Origin of the sequence: Allobrachymonas chironomi DSM 19884 (assembly GCF_000374625.1) — a bacterium.
Taxonomy (GTDB): domain Bacteria; phylum Pseudomonadota; class Gammaproteobacteria; order Burkholderiales; family Burkholderiaceae_C; genus Brachymonas; species Brachymonas chironomi.
This window is the reverse complement of record NZ_KB894774.1, coordinates 1-15,966: the sequence shown is the minus strand read 5'-3', so window position 1 is coordinate 15,966 and position 15,966 is coordinate 1. Positions and strand designations below refer to the sequence as shown.

The following is a 15,966-nucleotide window of genomic DNA, read 5'->3' as shown; positions in this document are numbered from 1 at the left end:
CGTCTTCCGCTCGACCGGCGCTGCAGGCTCGGCAGGTGCCTGGGCGCTGTGCCCAACGGCTTGCTGGGCCTCGCCCTGCGCCACGGCCTCGGCAGTCTCGTTGGCCTTGCCCTGGACATCCTCTGCGGCGATGGGTGCTGGGGTCTGCGCCGCCTCTTGCACGGCAGTAGTGGCGGCGTCGCTCGGACCCGCCATGGCCGCGGCCAGCTGGCCCGCGACCTGCTGCGCGATCTGCATCGGCCCCAGGATCTGCGCCGCGCCCTGGCGATTGCCACGCTCAACGCCCTGGCCGAAACCCTGTGGCAGAAAGAAGGACTGCCGGCAGGGGTCAGCGCCGGCGTGGGCGATGCCTTTGATGCGCTGCAACTGCAACCCTGGCACAAGGTGGTGCTGGTCGGCGCCTTTCCGCCCTATCTGCGGCAGTTACGGCAACGGGGGCAGGACTTCAAGGTGCTGGAGCTGGACCCGGCTACCTTGCAACCGGAGGAGATGCCCTACTACGTGCCGGCCCACCGGGCTGGCGAGCTGGTGCCCCATGCCGATGTGTTCATCACCACCGGCACCACCCTGGTCAACGACTCGCTGGATGCCCTGCTGCAAGGCCTGAAGCCCGGAGCCGAAGCGGCCGTGGTGGGCCCCACGGCCACCCTGCTGGCGCAGCCCTATGCGCGGCGCGGCGTCACGGTGCTGGGTGGCACCCGGGTACGGGATCCGGACGCCCTGCTGGATCTGCTGGCCGAAGGCGGTTCGGGGCTGCACTTTTTTGGCAAGTCCGTGGACCGTGTGACGCTGCGGCTGGGAACCGCTACCTGAACCGCCTGCCAACAGCATTTGACGTCAACTGGCCCTCATCGTGCGGCAATTGCAGGCAATTTTCTGCAATCTACAAAAAAATTTCCGAGGAATTTCACCTAGAAAAAAGATATACATTGCGAACCAGCAGCAGACTGAAAGCTCTGCCATATGCATGATCTGTTGGGCCAATTCCGACATCTATGCCCTACTTGGCGGCTGACGCCGGCTACCTGTCAGGCAGCGGCCTTATCGCACATAATGCGCTTCCGGCGTTTATCCTAGCCACAGGGTAACGCCCGATTGCGGGATGCCAAATCATGCCGGTGCTGTGTCAGCAAGGTTCGCATGCCAACCGATCCCTACCCCCAGGGACGTTCCCGCCCACCGTGATGCCCCCATTCAGACCGGAGTTGCAGTCCCGGTCACGCAAAGGAGAAACACACGATGCCCAAAGCAAAAATGAAAGTCGGCCTGATGGGCTATGGCAAGGCCGGACAGGCCGTTGCCCGCGTACTGGCCGAAGACCCGCGTTATGCGCTGCAGTGGATCATGCGCCGCTCGGCGCCGTCTGGCGGCCACATGGAAGGCCAGCCGGCCATTCCGGTCATGGGTCTGGACGAACTGGATCTGGACCAGTGGCTGGATACGCATCCGGTCGATGCCATCGTCGATTTTTCGGATGCCTCTACGCTGGAACGCTATGCCGAAAAGGTGCGCCAGCGCGAGATTCTACTGGTCACGGCCATCTCGGCCTACAGCCCGGAACAACTGGCGTATTTGCGCGGCCTGGGCGAAGATACGCGCGTGATGAGCTCGCCCAATATCACGCTGGGCATCAACATCCTGCTGCTGGCGGCCAAGATGCTGCGCTCCATTGCACCATTTGCCGATGTCGAAATCGTGGAGCAGCATTTCCGTGACAAGCCGGAAGTCTCGGGCACGGCACGCAAGATTGCCCAGAGCCTGAACATCGAGGAAAGCAATGTGACCTCGCTGCGCGTGGGCGGCATCGTGGGCCATCACGAGGTGATTTTCGGCTTCCCGCACCAGACCGTGCGTCTGATCCACGACTCCATCCGCCGCGAGGCTTTCGGTACCGGTGCCGCCTTTGCACTGGAAGAGCTGGCCAGCTGCGACAAGGGGTTTTACTCCTTCGATGACCTGCTGATCCACAAGGCCAGGGCACTGATGCTGGATCTGCCCATGGAAGGGCACCAGGGCATCGCCCCGGCATCCCTCTGATCAGGCGGCTGCCGGCCGGAAGCGCCGCAGGCGCAGCGCATTGCCCAGCACGAACACCGAGCTGAGCGCCATGGCCCCGGCGGCAAATACCGGCGACAGCAGGATGCCGAAAGCCGGGTACAACACCCCGGCTGCCACCGGAATCAGTGCCGTGTTGTAGGCAAAGGCCCAGAACAGGTTCTGGCGGATATTGCGCATGGTGGCACGGGACAATGCAATCGCATCGGACACTGCCGTCAGGCGACCAGTCATCAGCACCACATCGGCCGCTTCGATGGCGATATCGGTGCCGGTACCTACTGCCAGGCCGACATCGGCTTCGGCCAGTGCTGGCGCGTCATTGATGCCATCGCCCACAAAGGCGAGCTTGCCGTGCTGGCGCAGCTGCTGAATGGCGGCCACCTTGCCTTCCGGCAGCACCTCGGCCACCACCTCGTCAATGCCGAGCTGGCGCGCGATGGCATCGGCGGTGCGGCGGTTGTCACCGGTCACCATGGCCACGCGCAGGCCCATGGCGTGCATCGCCTGGATCGCGGCTGGCGTGCTCGGCTTGATCGGGTCGGCCACGGCCAGGACGGCGGCCAGGCGGCCATCGATCGCCGCGTACATCGGCGACTTGCCTTCGTCCCCCATGCGCCGGGCTTCGTCGGCAAAGACATCCACCTGCAGGCCGAGCTGCTGCATGTAGCGATCCGCTCCGATCTCCACGCGCTGACCGCCCGCCTCGGCCGCGATACCGAAGCCAGTGACGGAATCGAATCGGCTGACCTCGGGCAGATCCATGCCGTCAGCGGCAGCCACGATGGCGCGCGCAATCGGATGTTCGGATCTGGCTTCGGCGGCGGCCAGCAGCGGCAATACCGCTTCACGACGAAAACCGCTGGCCAGTACCAGATCGGTCAGCTCCGGACGGCCTTCGGTCAGCGTGCCGGTCTTGTCAAAAGCCACCACCCGCACTTCCTGCAAGGCCTGCAGCGCCTCGCCCTTGCGGAACAGCACGCCGAGTTCGGCCCCCCGGCCGGTGCCCACCATGATGGATGTGGGAGTCGCCAGACCCATGGCGCAGGGACAGGCAATGATGAGCACGGCCACGCCATTGACCAGGCCAAAGGTGAGCGCCGGCTCCGGCCCCCAGATCAGCCAGACCAGAAAGGTCAGCACGGCCAGCGTCATCACTGCCGGCACAAACCACATGGTGATGCGATCCACCAGACCCTGGATCGGCAGCTTGCCGCCCTGAGCCTGCTCCACCATGCGAATGATTTGCGCCAGCATGGTGGCCTCGCCGACCGCCGTGGCGCGGAAGGCAAAGGCGCCAGTCTGGTTGACAGTGCCGCCCGTGACGCTGGCACCCAGGCGCTTCTGCACCGGCAAGGGTTCACCGGAAATCATGCTTTCATCGATCCAGCTTTCCCCCTCGGCAAGCTCGCCATCCACCGGCACACGTTCGCCGGGACGCACTTCAACGATATCGCCGGGACGCACCTCGGCAATCGGCACCTCCTGCACACGGCCATCGCGACGCACCCGCGCCGTCCTCGCCTGCATGCCGACCAGACGCTGGATCGCCTCGGACGTGCGGCCCTTGGCGCGCGCTTCCAGATAACGGCCCAGCAGGATCAGCGTGACGATGACCGCTGCCGCCTCGAAATAGACGTTGACCGTGCCGGCCGGCAGCAGGCGCGGGAAAAAAGTCGCCACGATGGAAAACGCATAGGCGGCGGAGGCCCCGACCGCGACCAGACTGTTCATGTCTGGCGCACCGCGCAGCAGGGCCGGGAAACCCAGGGTGAAAAAGCGCCGTCCGGGCCCGATCAGCACCAGCGTGGTCAGCACGAACTGCAGATACCAGCTGTTCTGCAGGCCGATGGTGTCTTGCACCCAGTGGTGCATCGCCGGAATCATGTGCGATCCCATTTCGAGAATGAAAACCGGCAGCGTCAGCATGGCAGCCAGAAGCAGATCGCGTTTCAGCGCCGCCTGTTCGGCCTGCTTGCGCTGCTCCAGCTCCTGCTGCATGGCAGCCGAAGAGCTGGCCAGCCGGGCCGGGTAACCAGCGCGCGTGATGGCATCGATCAGGGCCCGGGCATCGGCACTGCCCTGTACGGTGGCGCGTTCGGTCGCCAGGTTGACGCTGGCACTGCTGACGCCAGGCACTTTTTTCAGCGCGCGTTCGACGCGTGCCACGCAGGAAGCACATGTCATCTCCGCCACCGACAGCTCCAGCGTCTGCTGCGGCACCTGGTAACCGGCTTTCTCGATCGCGGCAATCAGGCTGGCGCGGTCCGCACCGTCGACCGTGACATCGGCGCGCTCGGTCGCCAGGTTCACGGCCGCATCGGTGACACCGGGGAGTTTTTTCAGGGCACGCTCAACCCGTCCCACGCAGGAGGCGCAGGTCATGCCCTCCACGGGCAGGCTGATTTTTTCGGCTGGCATCGGGCTTTCCTGTTGTATGGTGGTGTTTGTCGGAAACTGCTGTCTAGGGTAAGCCTTGCCATCATGTCAAGGTCAAGCCAGACAGAAAAACCTCGTCCGGGATCATGTCATCGCGGAAGCCGGACACTGGACATGCAAGACCAGCCAGCCTGCCACAAGGAGAGCCATGAAAATCGGTGAATTGGCCCGTGCCACGCGCACCACGGCCGAAACCATCCGCTACTACGAGCGCAGCGGCCTGCTGGATGCGCCACCGCGCAGCGAAGGTAATTACCGCATCTACACGCCGGCGCATGTGGAACGGCTGTCCTTCATACGCCATTGCCGCAATCTCGACATGACGCTGGACGAAATCCGGGCGCTGCTGCGCTTCCAGCAGGAGCCGCTGCAGAACTGCGCCCAGATCAACGATCTGCTCGACGAGCATATCGCGCATGTGGCGGCACGCATCCGCGAGCTGCAGGCGCTGGAAATTCAGCTGCATGCCCTGCGTGAAACCTGCCGCGAGGCACGCCAGGTATGCGAATGCGGCATTTTGCGCACGCTGCAGCAGCACGCCGCCCGGCAGGATGCCGACACCGTCACCCCCACGTCCAGCGCAAGCCATGTGCACGGCACACACGGCCTTGGCGGACACTGACCCAGGAGAACACCCCCCATGCAGACCCCGCAACGCATTCCTCCACGCAAGGCCGAGCTCGGCGACGGCCTGACCGTGGCGCGCACCCTGCCCTCGCGCCTGCAGCGCACGATTGGCGCCTGGTGCTTTCTGGACCATGCCGGTCCGACTACGTTTGCCCCCGGACAGGGTCTGCGCGTCGGCCCGCATCCGCATATCGGCCTGCAGACTTTTACCTGGATGCTGAAAGGCCAGGTACTGCACCGCGACAGCCTGGGCCATGTGCAGCTGATCCGTCCTGGCCAGGTCAACCTGATGACCGCCGGCCACGGCATCAGCCATACCGAGGAATCGGCGTCGGGCGAGACGCACCTGCACACGGCACAGCTGTGGATCGCACTGCCCGAGGAGCTGGCGCACATGCCGGCCGATTTCCAGCATTACCCGGAGCTGCCGCACTGGTGTCAGGCGGGACTGGAACAGACCCTGCTGGTAGGCGACTGGCTGGGCTACAGTTCGCCAGTGGAAGTGCACTCACCGCTGCTGGGGGTGGACCTGCTGGCGCAACAGGACGTGGCGCTGCGCCTGCCACTGCAGCGCGATTTCGAATACGGGCTGATGCCGCTGACCGGGCCGGCCAACGTCAACGGCGAGGCCCTGGCAGCCGATGAACTGCTCTACCTGCCACCCGGCCATGACAGCCTGCAGCTGCAACTGCCTGCCGGCACGCGCGCCCTGCTGATTGGCGGCGAACCCCCGCCATCCACCCCCACCATCTGGTGGAACTTTGTCGGCTACAGCCGCGAAGCGATTGCCCAGGCACAACAGGACTGGGAAAGTGGCAACGGCCGCTTTGGCCAGGTCGATGGCTTTGACGGCCCGCCCCTGATCGCCCCGCGCGTGCCCTGGGCCACACGTTGACGCAGCCGCATATGCCGATCCTGCTGATCGTCTACCACAGCCTGACTGGCGGCACGCTGCAGATGGCGCAGGCGTTCCAGGCCGGCGCTGCGGCAGCTGGCGAGGTGGAAGTGCGACTGCAGCACGCCAGCGCCACCCAGTCCGATGAGGTGCTGCAGGCCGACGGCCTGGTGTTTGCCACGCCGGAAAACCTGGCCAGCATCAGCGGCATGCTGAAGGACTTTTTTGACCGCTGCTACTACCCGGCGCTGGACCGGATCCAGGGCCGCCCCTATGCCACGCTGATCTGCGCCGGCAGTGACGGCAGCAATGCGGCGCGGCAGATCGCCCGCATTGCCACCGGCTGGAGGCTCAAGCCGGTGGCCGAGCCGATCATTGTGTGTACCCATGTGCAGGAGCCGGAAGCGATTCTGGCGCCCAAGCAGATTCCGCCGGAAGAGCTGGAACGCTGCCACGAACTGGGAGAGGCCATGGCAGCCGGGCTGGTCATGGGTGTGTTCTGAAAGGATTTTTCAGAATCCCCAGCGCAGATTGCGGATGGTGCCGATCACACCATTGACGGTTTCCAGCGCACGGTTGGCCGTACTCAGTCCGTCCTGCAGCTGTTCGTTCTGCGCGCGCCGCTTGACGACATCGAGTGCCATTTCCTCGGCAGCATCGACACGCTGGCGGCGGTGCTGGCGCAATTCGCTTTCGGACAATTGCGCCACACTGCGATTGCGCCCCTGCTTGACAACGGCGGCATCATCACCGGTGGCGTAATGGCTGGCGGTATTTTCCGTGGCGCAGGCCGCCAACAGGCTGGCCAGCAGTGCCGTGGTGATCAGACGGTAGCTCATGTTCTTGCTCCCGCTCAATACACCAGATAGGCGGCAGCGTTACCGCCCGTGGCCCGCTGGATGGCATCAGCCTGGTCCATCAGGGATTCGCGATCTTCCTGACGGAATTCGGCACGCTCCTGGCGCTCGGCTTCCCGGATTCGAACCGATTCACGTGCCATATCGGCACTGACACTGGCGTCGATCTGGCGATAGCCGGTAGTGACGGCGGTACAAGCGCTCAGGCTGGCGCTGGACAAAAGAATAATGGAAAGTGCGTGCTTCATGCTGTTATCTCTAGAACTTTAGATAACATCTATTGTAGAGCACAATCGGTATTCCTAGAACAATAATGAACCTTATAGTATTATTTTTACCAAGTACAGCGCTCAACCAGTCATGCCTGGCCCCATGCCCAGAAACTGCATCAGCCCCGCCAGCACCACCACCCCGGTCACGATAGCCAGCACCGCGGCCCAGAAACGGCCCAATTTGGACTTCGACACCACCACATACACCACGATCGCGGCCAGGCCGGCCACCGGGCCGAGGATCTGGATCGCCAGGATGATGCCGATGGCGGGGAGAATCCAGTTCCAGGGACTTTTCCTGTCTGGAGTCTGATTACCGGATTCGGGTGGTTCGATCTGCTTCTGATCCATGTCGGGTGTCTCCGAAAAGCGCACATGCAAAACAAAAATGGCGCTTACCGTTTCCAGTAAGCGCCTGTTTTTGTTATTGTTTTTGTTTTTGGTGGGTGATAGTGGGTTCGAACCACTGACCCCTGCCGTGTGAAGGCTAGTCTGTGCACAATGTGAAACACAACGGCACAATAAAATCAACAACTTAGGTGCTTACCTGTTCCGCCATGTGGTAGATTGTGCGGTATTGTTTTACCCACTTTTTACCCACATGGCTACGATCATCAGCACAGTCACGGCACGGAACAAACTCAAGCCGCAGCGTGAACCATACTGGCAACGCGCCAGCACCGGACTATACATTGGCTTCCGCAAAATGTCCCTACAGACCGCCGGGACATGGTGGGTACGCATGACGGACAGGGAAACCGGCAAGTACAGCAAGCAAGGTTTGGGGCCGCTGGACGAGTATCCGGATCATCAGCGGTTTGACGAGGCCATGAAGATGGCGATGGAGCGCCAGCAACACGCCGACAAGGGCGGCATAGTCGCTGCCAAGACCGTTCGTGATGCCTGTGAACACTATGTTGAGCACCTGGAGAGCACGAAAGGCGAAAAGCCCGCGAAGGATGCCAAGAACCGTTTGGCGAATCTGGTGTTGCGCCACAAGAAGCTTGCCGACCTGGAACTGTCCAAGCTGACGCCGGCCATCATCGAAGATTGGCGCAAGAAGGTTGCAAAAACCCCGATCACGGGATATAGCCCCCGCAAAGGTCAGCCACGTTCGGCGGCTACGCTAAACCGGGACATGACGGTTTTCCGCGCGACGCTCAATCTGGCTTACGCTGACGCCTGGGTGACAAGCGATTTTGCGTGGCGCTCCAAGCTGGTGCCGGTCAAGGGGGCAGGTACGCGCCGGGACATCTATCTTGACCGGGCACAGCGTGAAGCCATGATTGCCGCTGCCGCCCCTGACATTGCCCTGTTCCTGCGCGGCATGTCTGCCCTGCCCCTGCGCCCTGGTGCGCTGGCGCAACTCACGGTGAAGCACTACAACAAGGCGTTAAGGGTGCTGACCATCGGACACGACAAGTCCGGAGCAGACCGCAATATCAAGCTGCCTGGAACTACCGCCGCCATATTCGACGCTGCCAGCACCAACAAGCTGGCATCCGTGCCGCTGTTCACCCGCGCCGATGGCGTGGCATGGAACAAAGATAGCTGGTACAGCCCGATCCGCGAAGCTGCCGAGAAGGCCGGTATGCCCGCCGGCACATCCGCCTATACATTGCGTCACAGCGTCATCACTGATTTGGTGGTGGGTGGCCTGGACTTGCTGACGGTGGCGAAGCTGGCCGGCACTTCCGTGGCGATGATCGAAAAGCATTATGGGCATCTTCGTGCCGATCACGCTGCCAATGCGCTGGCGATGTTGACGGGCTGACGCCAGCGAGAAAACAAGGTATATTTAATCCCGTTGTGTTTTACCGTGTGCAGACGCAACGGATATTGAAACCGCACACGCAAAGATTGAAAAATGACCCATCTTGAACATCTTGAACGCGTTTTGAATGATCCATCTTTTGAGTCAATACTTCCGCAGGTTGCGGATTCTGTATACCGCCGTTTCGGCCGTTCCGTCTTTCGTGATCAACCCAATCTGGCAATTTCCAACGGGTTTCCGTCCGAGGCCGCGCCCTGCGCCGAGGAAACCGGAGAGAGCCAGACCACTGGCAATGATGCTCCGAGCGCGTCCGACGACGACGATGACGGCGAAGATGATGGAGAGTCAGACCGGCGACAATCTCACTTCTACCCCCCTGCACTTCTTTCTTTTGATTCCCTTTCCGCGTACACCGAGCTGAACCGTACGCGCGTCTATAGCCTTATCCGACAAGGCAGATTCCCCCGCCCCCTGAAATTTGGAAAAACGTCACGCTGGCGCAAGTCAGATGTTGACAATTGGATCAACGCCGAAGCCGCCGCGCAATTGGAGGGCTGACCATGATCCAACCAAAAGAAAACCGCCTGGGTTGTGACACCGAGGCGGTCAAAGAAAGTTCCAACGCCGATTCTACCACTGCAACCGTGGCCGACTACGCCGAGCAATACGATTGCGCCGGTTTTGGCTTGTGCCTGATTTCCGCTGGCAGGAAGTTCCCGACTTACAAGGAATGGGGTACGCCCGCCCGACTGGAGGACGCGAAACAAGCACATGGCCTGGGCCTGATACACACGGCATCCCGGACGTGTGCCATCGATCTGGACGACTTGCATCAAGCTGCTGAATGGCTCCAGATCAAGGGCATCGACCTGAGTGCGCTTCTGAATGCAGATGATGGCGTGCAGATTGTTTCTGGCCGCCCGAACCGCGGCAAGCTGCTGTACAAGCTGCCCGATGGATGCCAACCGCTACCCACAAAAAAGGTGCAGTGCCCTGATGGTTCCATGATGCTGGAATTCCGCTGCGCGCCCGGCAAGGGGGGGTCAGATGCTGTCCAAGACGTGCTGCCGCCGACCATTCACCCGGACACCGGCAAACCGTATCAATGGGGTGGCAATGGTGACTTCAACAACTTGCCGACCCTGCCCGATGGGCTTCTGACGGTATGGCGCGAGATGCTCACGAATGCGCCGAAGGTGGAGAGCAAGCAGACAGCAAACACTTACACCATTGCCGAGGGTGGCCGCAATGATGCGCTGTACCGCAAAGGTGGCGACCTGGCCCGCGCCGGCATAAGTGCTGCCGCCATCGAGGCCGCATTGCAGGTGCACAACTCGGAAAAATGCCAACCCCCACTGCCCGCTACTGAAGTCGCATCCATTGCCAGAAGTGCCGCAGAAACGAGCAACGGCGCGAAGGATGCACTTGCCTACAGTCCCGAGCATCATCCGCTTGCCAAATTTCTGGACTTTGATCTTGAGCCGAAGCCGCCTGTGTGGGTGATCCCTGGTTTTGTCGCCGCTGGCGTGGCCGTCATTGCCGGTGCGCCTGGCGTGGGCAAAACAACCGGGCTTGCCCCGCTGGCGATGATCGCCGCTGGCCTGCACGAAGCTGGCAACCCGCTGGCTCCAAAACAATGGCGGCATGTGGTGTATATCACCGAGGACACCAATCAGCTAGAGCGAATCATTGCTGGCGTGGTTCGGTATGGCGGCAAGGGCATCACGGTGGAGGCAGTCAAGGAGCGTCTGCACGTAGTGGATGCCAAGCGCTTGCCGCCCGCCATGGTGGCCGCTGCCGGCGTGGTGTACCGCGCAAGGTTTACCCGCGAGGTGGGGGGCGTGATGGTACTGCCGCTGGTGGTGATCGATACGATGGCGGCAACGCTGGAGCTAGAGAGCGAGAATGACAACGCCGAGGCCAGCGGTGCCATGTCGGTATTGAAACAAGGGTTCGACGGCCTGCCGGTGTGGCTGATCGGACATCTGGCCAAAACCGAACTGACACGTACCAATGTGAAAGGGCTTTCCGTGCGCGGTGCTGGCGCATTTGCAGCAGATGCAAACCAGAGCCTGTTTATGGTGGAGGATGAAGGCACCCGGTATCTGGTGCGAGGCAAGACCCGTTTTGAAGCCCGCTGGAATGAATTGCAATTCGACTCTGGAACTGCTGAAGTTGAGAGCCGGGACGTGTTTGGTGACCCTGAACGGGTATATATGCGGTGGGGCTGGCCGGAGCCAGTAACCAACGGTGATCGTGCTGCCGCTGCCGAGAAGGCCAAGGACGCCGCAGCAAAAGCCGCAGTGGCCAACATGCGGCAATCCATCATGGATGCAGTGGCTACCGCCTGGAACATCGGCAACCCGCTGAACATCAGCGGCCTGCGCGGCAAGGTGTCTGGCAAAGCGCAAACAGTATCCGACACCATCCAAGCGCTTATAGCCGATGGCTGGTTGCATCAAGTTCAGGTGCCAAGAGGTCAGCAGCAGCACCCCCGGCGCGATTCGTATCTGATCTGCCTGACTGCCGAGGAACACGACCTGTTCACTAGTGCAGGGGTTTTGCCAGATGCCAAGATGGTGATCCCTGTGACTTGGAAAAAGTCGGTTTCATCCGTTCCCGGGGATGCCGGTGATGCCGTCGAAATGGGGGTTTCCGAAGGCGCTTGCTGATGCCGGTTTCATCCGTTCCCATTTCATCCGTTCCCCTATAGTAAGGAACGGAGGGAACGGATGGAATGGGGATTAATTTCCCCCATTCCTATCCTTCCATTCCCAAGCCAGTGGGAACCGACGGGAACGATTGGGAACGGATGGAACGGATGCCCCCACCTGCCCACTTGGTGGGCTTTTTCACGTCTGACGCACTATTGCAACTGAGTTGCGTTTATGGTAGAGATTGATTAAAATTTAAGCACCTTCAACTTCTTTGCAAAGAAAACCATGAAACTGAACGATTTGCGCGAAAGCCGCGCTGCCCTGGTGGCAGAAATGCGTACCCTGGCCGACAAGGCCGAGATGACCGGTGACGATACTGCCCGTTTTGACGCCCTGAAGGGCGGAGTGCAGAAGCTGGAGGCTCAAGAGGAACGCGCCCTGTATCTGCAAGATGCCGAGCGCCGCGCCCTGGGTGCTGACAAGCACGAACAGAAGCTGGCCGGTGGCGTGTCCATCCTCGAGGCGATCCGTGCCCAAGTGGAATCCCGTGCCCTGACTGGTGCCACGGCTGAGTATTCGGCAGAGGTCGAGCGCCGCACAGGCAAACGTGGTGTTCACCTGCCGCTGTCCGCATTCGAGAGCCGCGCCGCGCAGACCACTACGACCGCTGAAGGCATCGTGCCCGAGGACTTCCGACAGGATTTGTTTGTGGGGCCGCTGCGCAACAGCCGTCTGGTGCAGGGTCTTGGTGCCACGGTGCTGACCGGCTTGCGCGGTGATGTGGTGATCCCGCGCCACAAGACTGGCATGTCTGCCGCTTGGATCGCTGAAGGTGATGCCCTGAGCGATACCGGCATGACGTTCGACACCATCGGTCTGAAGCCGCGCCACATCGGTGCGCTCACCGAGCTGAGCCGCCAACTGCTGCAACAGTCAAGCCCGAGTATCGAAGTCCTGGTGCGCAACGACCTGGGCGAAGTCATGGCCTGTTCGTTTGACCTGTCACTGCTGGCGGGTGGCGGCCTCAAGGAGCCGCTGGGCATCCTGGAGACGACCGGCATCCAGACCGGCACGCTGGCGACCCTGTCCTGGTCTGCTGTGCAAGGGATGCTGGCCGGGCTGGGGCTGAAGAACATCACGCCGAATGCCTGGATTACCGAGCCGCAGAGCGCCACGAAGCTGCGCACGACGCTGAAAGCGGCTTCTGCCGGTTCCAGCTACCTGATGGAGGGTGGCCGCATGGCTGACCTGCCGGTGGCGATCACGAACCAGATGAAGCTGAGCGGTGCGACCGGGCAAGTCCTGCTGGGTGACTTCCGCCAACTGCTGATTGGCGTGTGGGACTGCGTGCAGATTCTGGCGAACCCGTATGCAGAAGGCCCGTACAGCCGTGGTGCTGTGCAGGTTCGCGCCCTGATGACGGCTGATGCGGTGGTGCGCCGCCCTGAAGCCTTCGTGCTGGCTTCTGACCTGGTGGTGTAAGCCATGGCCGCGCCGAACATCGAACACCGAATGGCGACTGGCCTGCAAGCCAGTGGCCGCACGTTGACCGGCTATGCCGCCGTGTTCAACGCTGATACCCGTGTGGGTGACTTCATCGAGCGCATTGCACCCGGTGCCTTCATCCGTTCGCTGGAGAGTGGCCGCGATGTTCTGGCGCTGGCTGACCATGATCCAAAGACCGTGCTGGGTCGCACATCGTCCGGCACGCTGGCGCTGTCGGAGGATTCTCACGGTCTGGCCTTCACGCTGACGCTGCCGGACACGACTGCCGGACGTGATCTTGCTGCCCTGGCAGCGCGTGGCGATCTGGGTGGCATGTCCTTCGGTTTCGTTCCGGCAGATGAGGTATGGACAGGCGACACCCGCGAGCTGCGCGAGGTGGAATTGCACGAAGTGTGCGTGGTGCAGTCCTGGCCCGCCTATCCGCAAACATCGGTGGCCCTGCGCATGAAGCAGGCCCGTACACCTGCCCGCATGTGGCTGGAGACGTGTAAATGATGAACCGCATCAAGTCCCTGCTGGGCATCGAGCAACGGAACTTTGACCCGTACTGGTCTGACTTCCTTGCCAAGCGAACAGGTACCGTGACAGTAGATGCTGCGCAGTCCCTTGCCGCGTGCTATGCGGCTGTGTCCGTGATCTCGGAGGCGGTGGGTTCCCTGCCGCTGCATCTGTACAAGCGCGACGGTGACGAGCGCGAGCGTGCCGACTCGCATCCCTTGTACGCGGTGCTGCATCACGCGCCGAATGAGTACCAGAGTGCGCAGGAATTCGTCGAGTGGCTGACGGCATCCATGCTGCTGCACGGCAACGGCTATGCACGCATCACCCGAGGGCATGACGGTCAGGTCAGAAGTCTGTTCCCGCTGGCCCCGGATCGCGTGAACATCAAGCGCCATGGTGATGTGATTGCCGGGTACGAGTACATCAATCTTGACGGCAGAAGCGAGAAGCTATTGCCTGATGAGGTGTTTCATCTGCGCCATCGTGCTGGCGGTGACCCGCTGGTGGGCTTGTCCCCGATTGCCGCAGCGCGTGGCGTGTTCGCGCTGGCGCTGTCCGAACAGGAGCACGGTCAATCCAGTTTCGACAACGGTACCCGCTTGTCCGGTACGCTGAATGTCCCCGGTGTCCTGAAGCCCGAGCAGCGCGAAGCACTGAAAGCATCCTGGCAGGCGCAATATGCCGGTGCAGCGAATGCTGGCCGTGTTCCTGTTCTGGAGGCCGGTACGGATTTCCGGCACATGTGCATGACGCTGGAAGATGCCGAGTGGATTGCAGCGCGTCAATTCAGCGTGCAGGAGGTGGCCCGCGTGTTCAAGGTGCCGCCCGTCCTGATCGGTGATTTGAGCCATGCGAACTTCAGCAACAGCGTGGAGATGAACCGCTGGTTTGTCGTGCACAGCTTGCAACGCCACATGAGCGCATGGGAGGGGGCTATCAGCCGCCAACTGTTGAGCAGTGCAGGCCGGCGCATCTATTTCGCGGAATTCGGTGCAGAAGGCTTGTTGCGCGGTGATGCCGCCAACCGTGCCAACTTCTATGAGAAGGCCATCAATTCCGGATGGATGACGATTGCCGAGGTTCGCAAGCTGGAGAACCTGCCCGCGATCAAGTCCGACCTGTTCAAGCCGATGGAGCCGCCGAAATGAGGCTGTTTGCACCCAAGACGCTGAAGGCGCGCCAACTGGAGACAGGCCGCACGCTGGCGCTGAACGGCAAGGCGTGGAGGCATTTGCGCGAAGCTGTCCTGGCGCGTGATCCGCTGTGCTGCTGTGGCTGTGGTGCTCCGAGCACGGACGTTGACCATGTGGACGGTGATCCGACCAACAACAGCATGGACAACCTGATGGGCCTTGCGCACGAGTGTCACAGCATCAAGACTGCGACCGGCAAGCTGCCGACTGGATACGATGAAAGTGGTATTCCGCTGGGTGGCCCATGGGTGCAGATGATAGCGATTCTCAAGAAATCGCCAGCAACCGAGGCGCACGAACCGCACGGTACCCCTTGAATCAATGGAATCTGCTTAAAAAATAGGCAATCATGAAGTTAACACCTAAGCGTACCAGTTCGACCTGCGAAATAGCCCTGCAAGCGCACCAGAATGCTGCCAGTGCTCCTATCGAGCCGCCCGAGTATGTAGCCCTGCCCGAAGCCTGCAAACCGTTCTGGAAGGCCGTTGTGACGAGCCGCCCGCGTGATACCTGGACAGATTCTGACCTGGTGCTGGCCGCGAATCTGGCGCGTGTCAATTTTGCCATTCAAGGGATGGAGGTCGGTTCTGATGAGCACGCGAAGCTGACGCGTCTGGCGATGGCGCTGGCCCGTTCGGTGGCCGTGCATCCGACGGCAACAGTAGGACGTGCTGCCGACATGGTGAACGCTGCCACTGCCGAGCGTGAAGCGCGTGCCGAGCAGGATGATGATCTGATCCCGATGGGTTTGCAATGACCCGCGCTGAGCGTGTGATTGCCTTCATCGAGCGCCATTGTGTGACCCCGGAGGGTGCGCATGTGGGCAAGCCGCTGCTGCTGGCCGATTTTCAGAAGGGGTTTATCCGTGCTGTCTATGACAACGAGCAAGGTACTCGCCGGGCTTATCTATCGATTGCCCGCAAAAACGGCAAGAGTGGCCTTATTGCTGGTCTGCTGCTGGCCCATCTGATTGGGCCGGAGGCGAAGCAAAACAGCCAGATCGTCAGTGGAGCCATGTCACGCGATCAAGCCGCCCTGGTGTTCAGCCTGGCAAGCAAGATGGTGATGCAGTCACCGAAGCTGTCCAAGCTGGTGAAGATCATCCCGAGTGGAAAACGCCTGATCGGTCTGCCGCTGAACGTGGAATTCCGTGCGCTTGCTGCTGATGGCAAGACGGCGCATGGACTGTC

18 protein-coding genes are annotated in these 15,966 nt (G+C 61.5%); 14 read left to right on the top strand and 4 right to left on the bottom strand.

The features are described from left to right. Window positions 1–48 precede the first annotated feature (48 nt). Window positions 49–813, top strand: coding sequence for a DUF364 domain-containing protein (locus tag C513_RS13220; protein ID WP_245552824.1), 765 nt, complete (start codon window positions 49–51; stop codon window positions 811–813). A 426-nt stretch (window positions 814–1,239) separates the two neighbouring features. After that, window positions 1,240–2,037 carry a 4-hydroxy-tetrahydrodipicolinate reductase gene (locus C513_RS0110035; protein ID WP_211215738.1) on the top strand — a complete coding sequence of 266 codons (798 nt, stop codon included), beginning with the start codon at window positions 1,240–1,242 and terminating at the stop codon, window positions 2,035–2,037. Here the strand turns inward: C513_RS0110035 and C513_RS0110030 are convergent, their stop codons facing one another. Further along, a complete protein-coding gene (locus C513_RS0110030; protein ID WP_018715880.1) occupies window positions 2,038–4,476 on the bottom strand; it encodes a heavy metal translocating P-type ATPase in 2,439 nt (812 codons plus the stop codon). Between the two features lie 166 nt (window positions 4,477–4,642). Here C513_RS0110030 and cadR point away from each other — a divergent pair, with 166 nt between their 5' ends. From cadR to C513_RS0110015, 3 genes are read left to right on the top strand one after another with little or no spacing between them, the layout of a single operon-like run. Beyond that, entirely contained in the window at window positions 4,643–5,116 is a 474-nt protein-coding gene (gene cadR, locus C513_RS0110025) for a Cd(II)/Pb(II)-responsive transcriptional regulator (protein WP_018715879.1), read from the top strand. An 18-nt stretch (window positions 5,117–5,134) separates the two neighbouring features. Beyond that, window positions 5,135–6,016, top strand: coding sequence for a pirin family protein (locus C513_RS0110020; RefSeq protein WP_018715878.1), 882 nt, complete (start codon window positions 5,135–5,137; stop codon window positions 6,014–6,016). A gap of 11 nt (window positions 6,017–6,027) precedes the next feature. Continuing rightward, a complete protein-coding gene (locus tag C513_RS0110015) occupies window positions 6,028–6,519 on the top strand; it encodes a flavodoxin family protein (protein WP_018715877.1) in 492 nt (163 codons plus the stop codon). A 9-nt stretch (window positions 6,520–6,528) separates the two neighbouring features. On the opposite strand, the gene C513_RS0110010 is transcribed toward C513_RS0110015, so the two are convergent. The 3 genes from C513_RS0110010 to C513_RS0110000 all read right to left on the bottom strand — a co-directional run bounded on the left by C513_RS0110010 (window position 6,529) and on the right by C513_RS0110000 (window position 7,496). Then, window positions 6,529–6,855, bottom strand: a complete 327-nt coding sequence (locus C513_RS0110010) for an NGK_0946 family protein (protein ID WP_018715876.1) — start codon at window positions 6,853–6,855, stop codon at window positions 6,529–6,531. A gap of 14 nt (window positions 6,856–6,869) precedes the next feature. Further along, the gene (locus tag C513_RS0110005; RefSeq protein WP_026320742.1) at window positions 6,870–7,121 is read right to left on the bottom strand and encodes a hypothetical protein; all 252 of its coding nucleotides are present in this window, start codon (window positions 7,119–7,121) and stop codon (window positions 6,870–6,872) included. 102 nt (window positions 7,122–7,223) lie between these two features. After that, a complete protein-coding gene (locus C513_RS0110000; RefSeq protein WP_033395033.1) occupies window positions 7,224–7,496 on the bottom strand; it encodes a hypothetical protein in 273 nt (90 codons plus the stop codon). Window positions 7,497–7,746: 250 nt separating this feature from the next. On the opposite strand from C513_RS0110000, the gene C513_RS0109995 reads away from it, so the two are divergent. From C513_RS0109995 to C513_RS13215, 9 genes are all read left to right on the top strand, one after another. Further along, a complete protein-coding gene (locus tag C513_RS0109995) occupies window positions 7,747–8,919 on the top strand; it encodes a tyrosine-type recombinase/integrase (RefSeq protein WP_033395032.1) in 1,173 nt (390 codons plus the stop codon). Between the two features lie 93 nt (window positions 8,920–9,012). After that, window positions 9,013–9,477: a helix-turn-helix transcriptional regulator gene (locus C513_RS14160; protein ID WP_083927392.1), complete on the top strand. Its 465-nt coding sequence runs from the start codon at window positions 9,013–9,015 to the stop codon at window positions 9,475–9,477. 2 nt (window positions 9,478–9,479) lie between these two features. Continuing rightward, the gene (locus C513_RS0109990) at window positions 9,480–11,591 is read left to right on the top strand and encodes an AAA family ATPase (RefSeq protein ID WP_018715872.1); all 2,112 of its coding nucleotides are present in this window, start codon (window positions 9,480–9,482) and stop codon (window positions 11,589–11,591) included. A gap of 270 nt (window positions 11,592–11,861) precedes the next feature. Then, complete coding sequence (locus C513_RS0109985) at window positions 11,862–13,058, top strand: phage major capsid protein (RefSeq protein ID WP_018715871.1); 1,197 nt, start codon at window positions 11,862–11,864, stop codon at window positions 13,056–13,058. A gap of 3 nt (window positions 13,059–13,061) precedes the next feature. Beyond that, a complete protein-coding gene (locus tag C513_RS0109980; RefSeq protein ID WP_018715870.1) occupies window positions 13,062–13,577 on the top strand; it encodes an HK97 family phage prohead protease in 516 nt (171 codons plus the stop codon). Beyond that, window positions 13,574–14,731, top strand: a complete 1,158-nt coding sequence (locus C513_RS0109975; RefSeq protein WP_018715869.1) for a phage portal protein — start codon at window positions 13,574–13,576, stop codon at window positions 14,729–14,731. Before C513_RS0109980 ends, C513_RS0109975 begins: the two co-directional genes overlap by 4 nt. Next, window positions 14,728–15,093 (top strand): HNH endonuclease, encoded by a 366-nt coding sequence (locus C513_RS0109970; protein WP_018715868.1) that lies wholly within the window; start codon window positions 14,728–14,730, stop codon window positions 15,091–15,093. The genes C513_RS0109975 and C513_RS0109970 overlap by 4 nt, the downstream gene beginning before the upstream one ends. Before the next feature lie 32 nt (window positions 15,094–15,125). Further along, window positions 15,126–15,533, top strand: a complete 408-nt coding sequence (locus C513_RS0109965) for a hypothetical protein (protein ID WP_026320739.1) — start codon at window positions 15,126–15,128, stop codon at window positions 15,531–15,533. Next, window positions 15,530–15,966 (top strand): terminase large subunit domain-containing protein (locus C513_RS13215; protein ID WP_033395031.1); only part of this gene is annotated, 437 nt, incomplete at its 3' end. The genes C513_RS0109965 and C513_RS13215, both read left to right, overlap by 4 nt.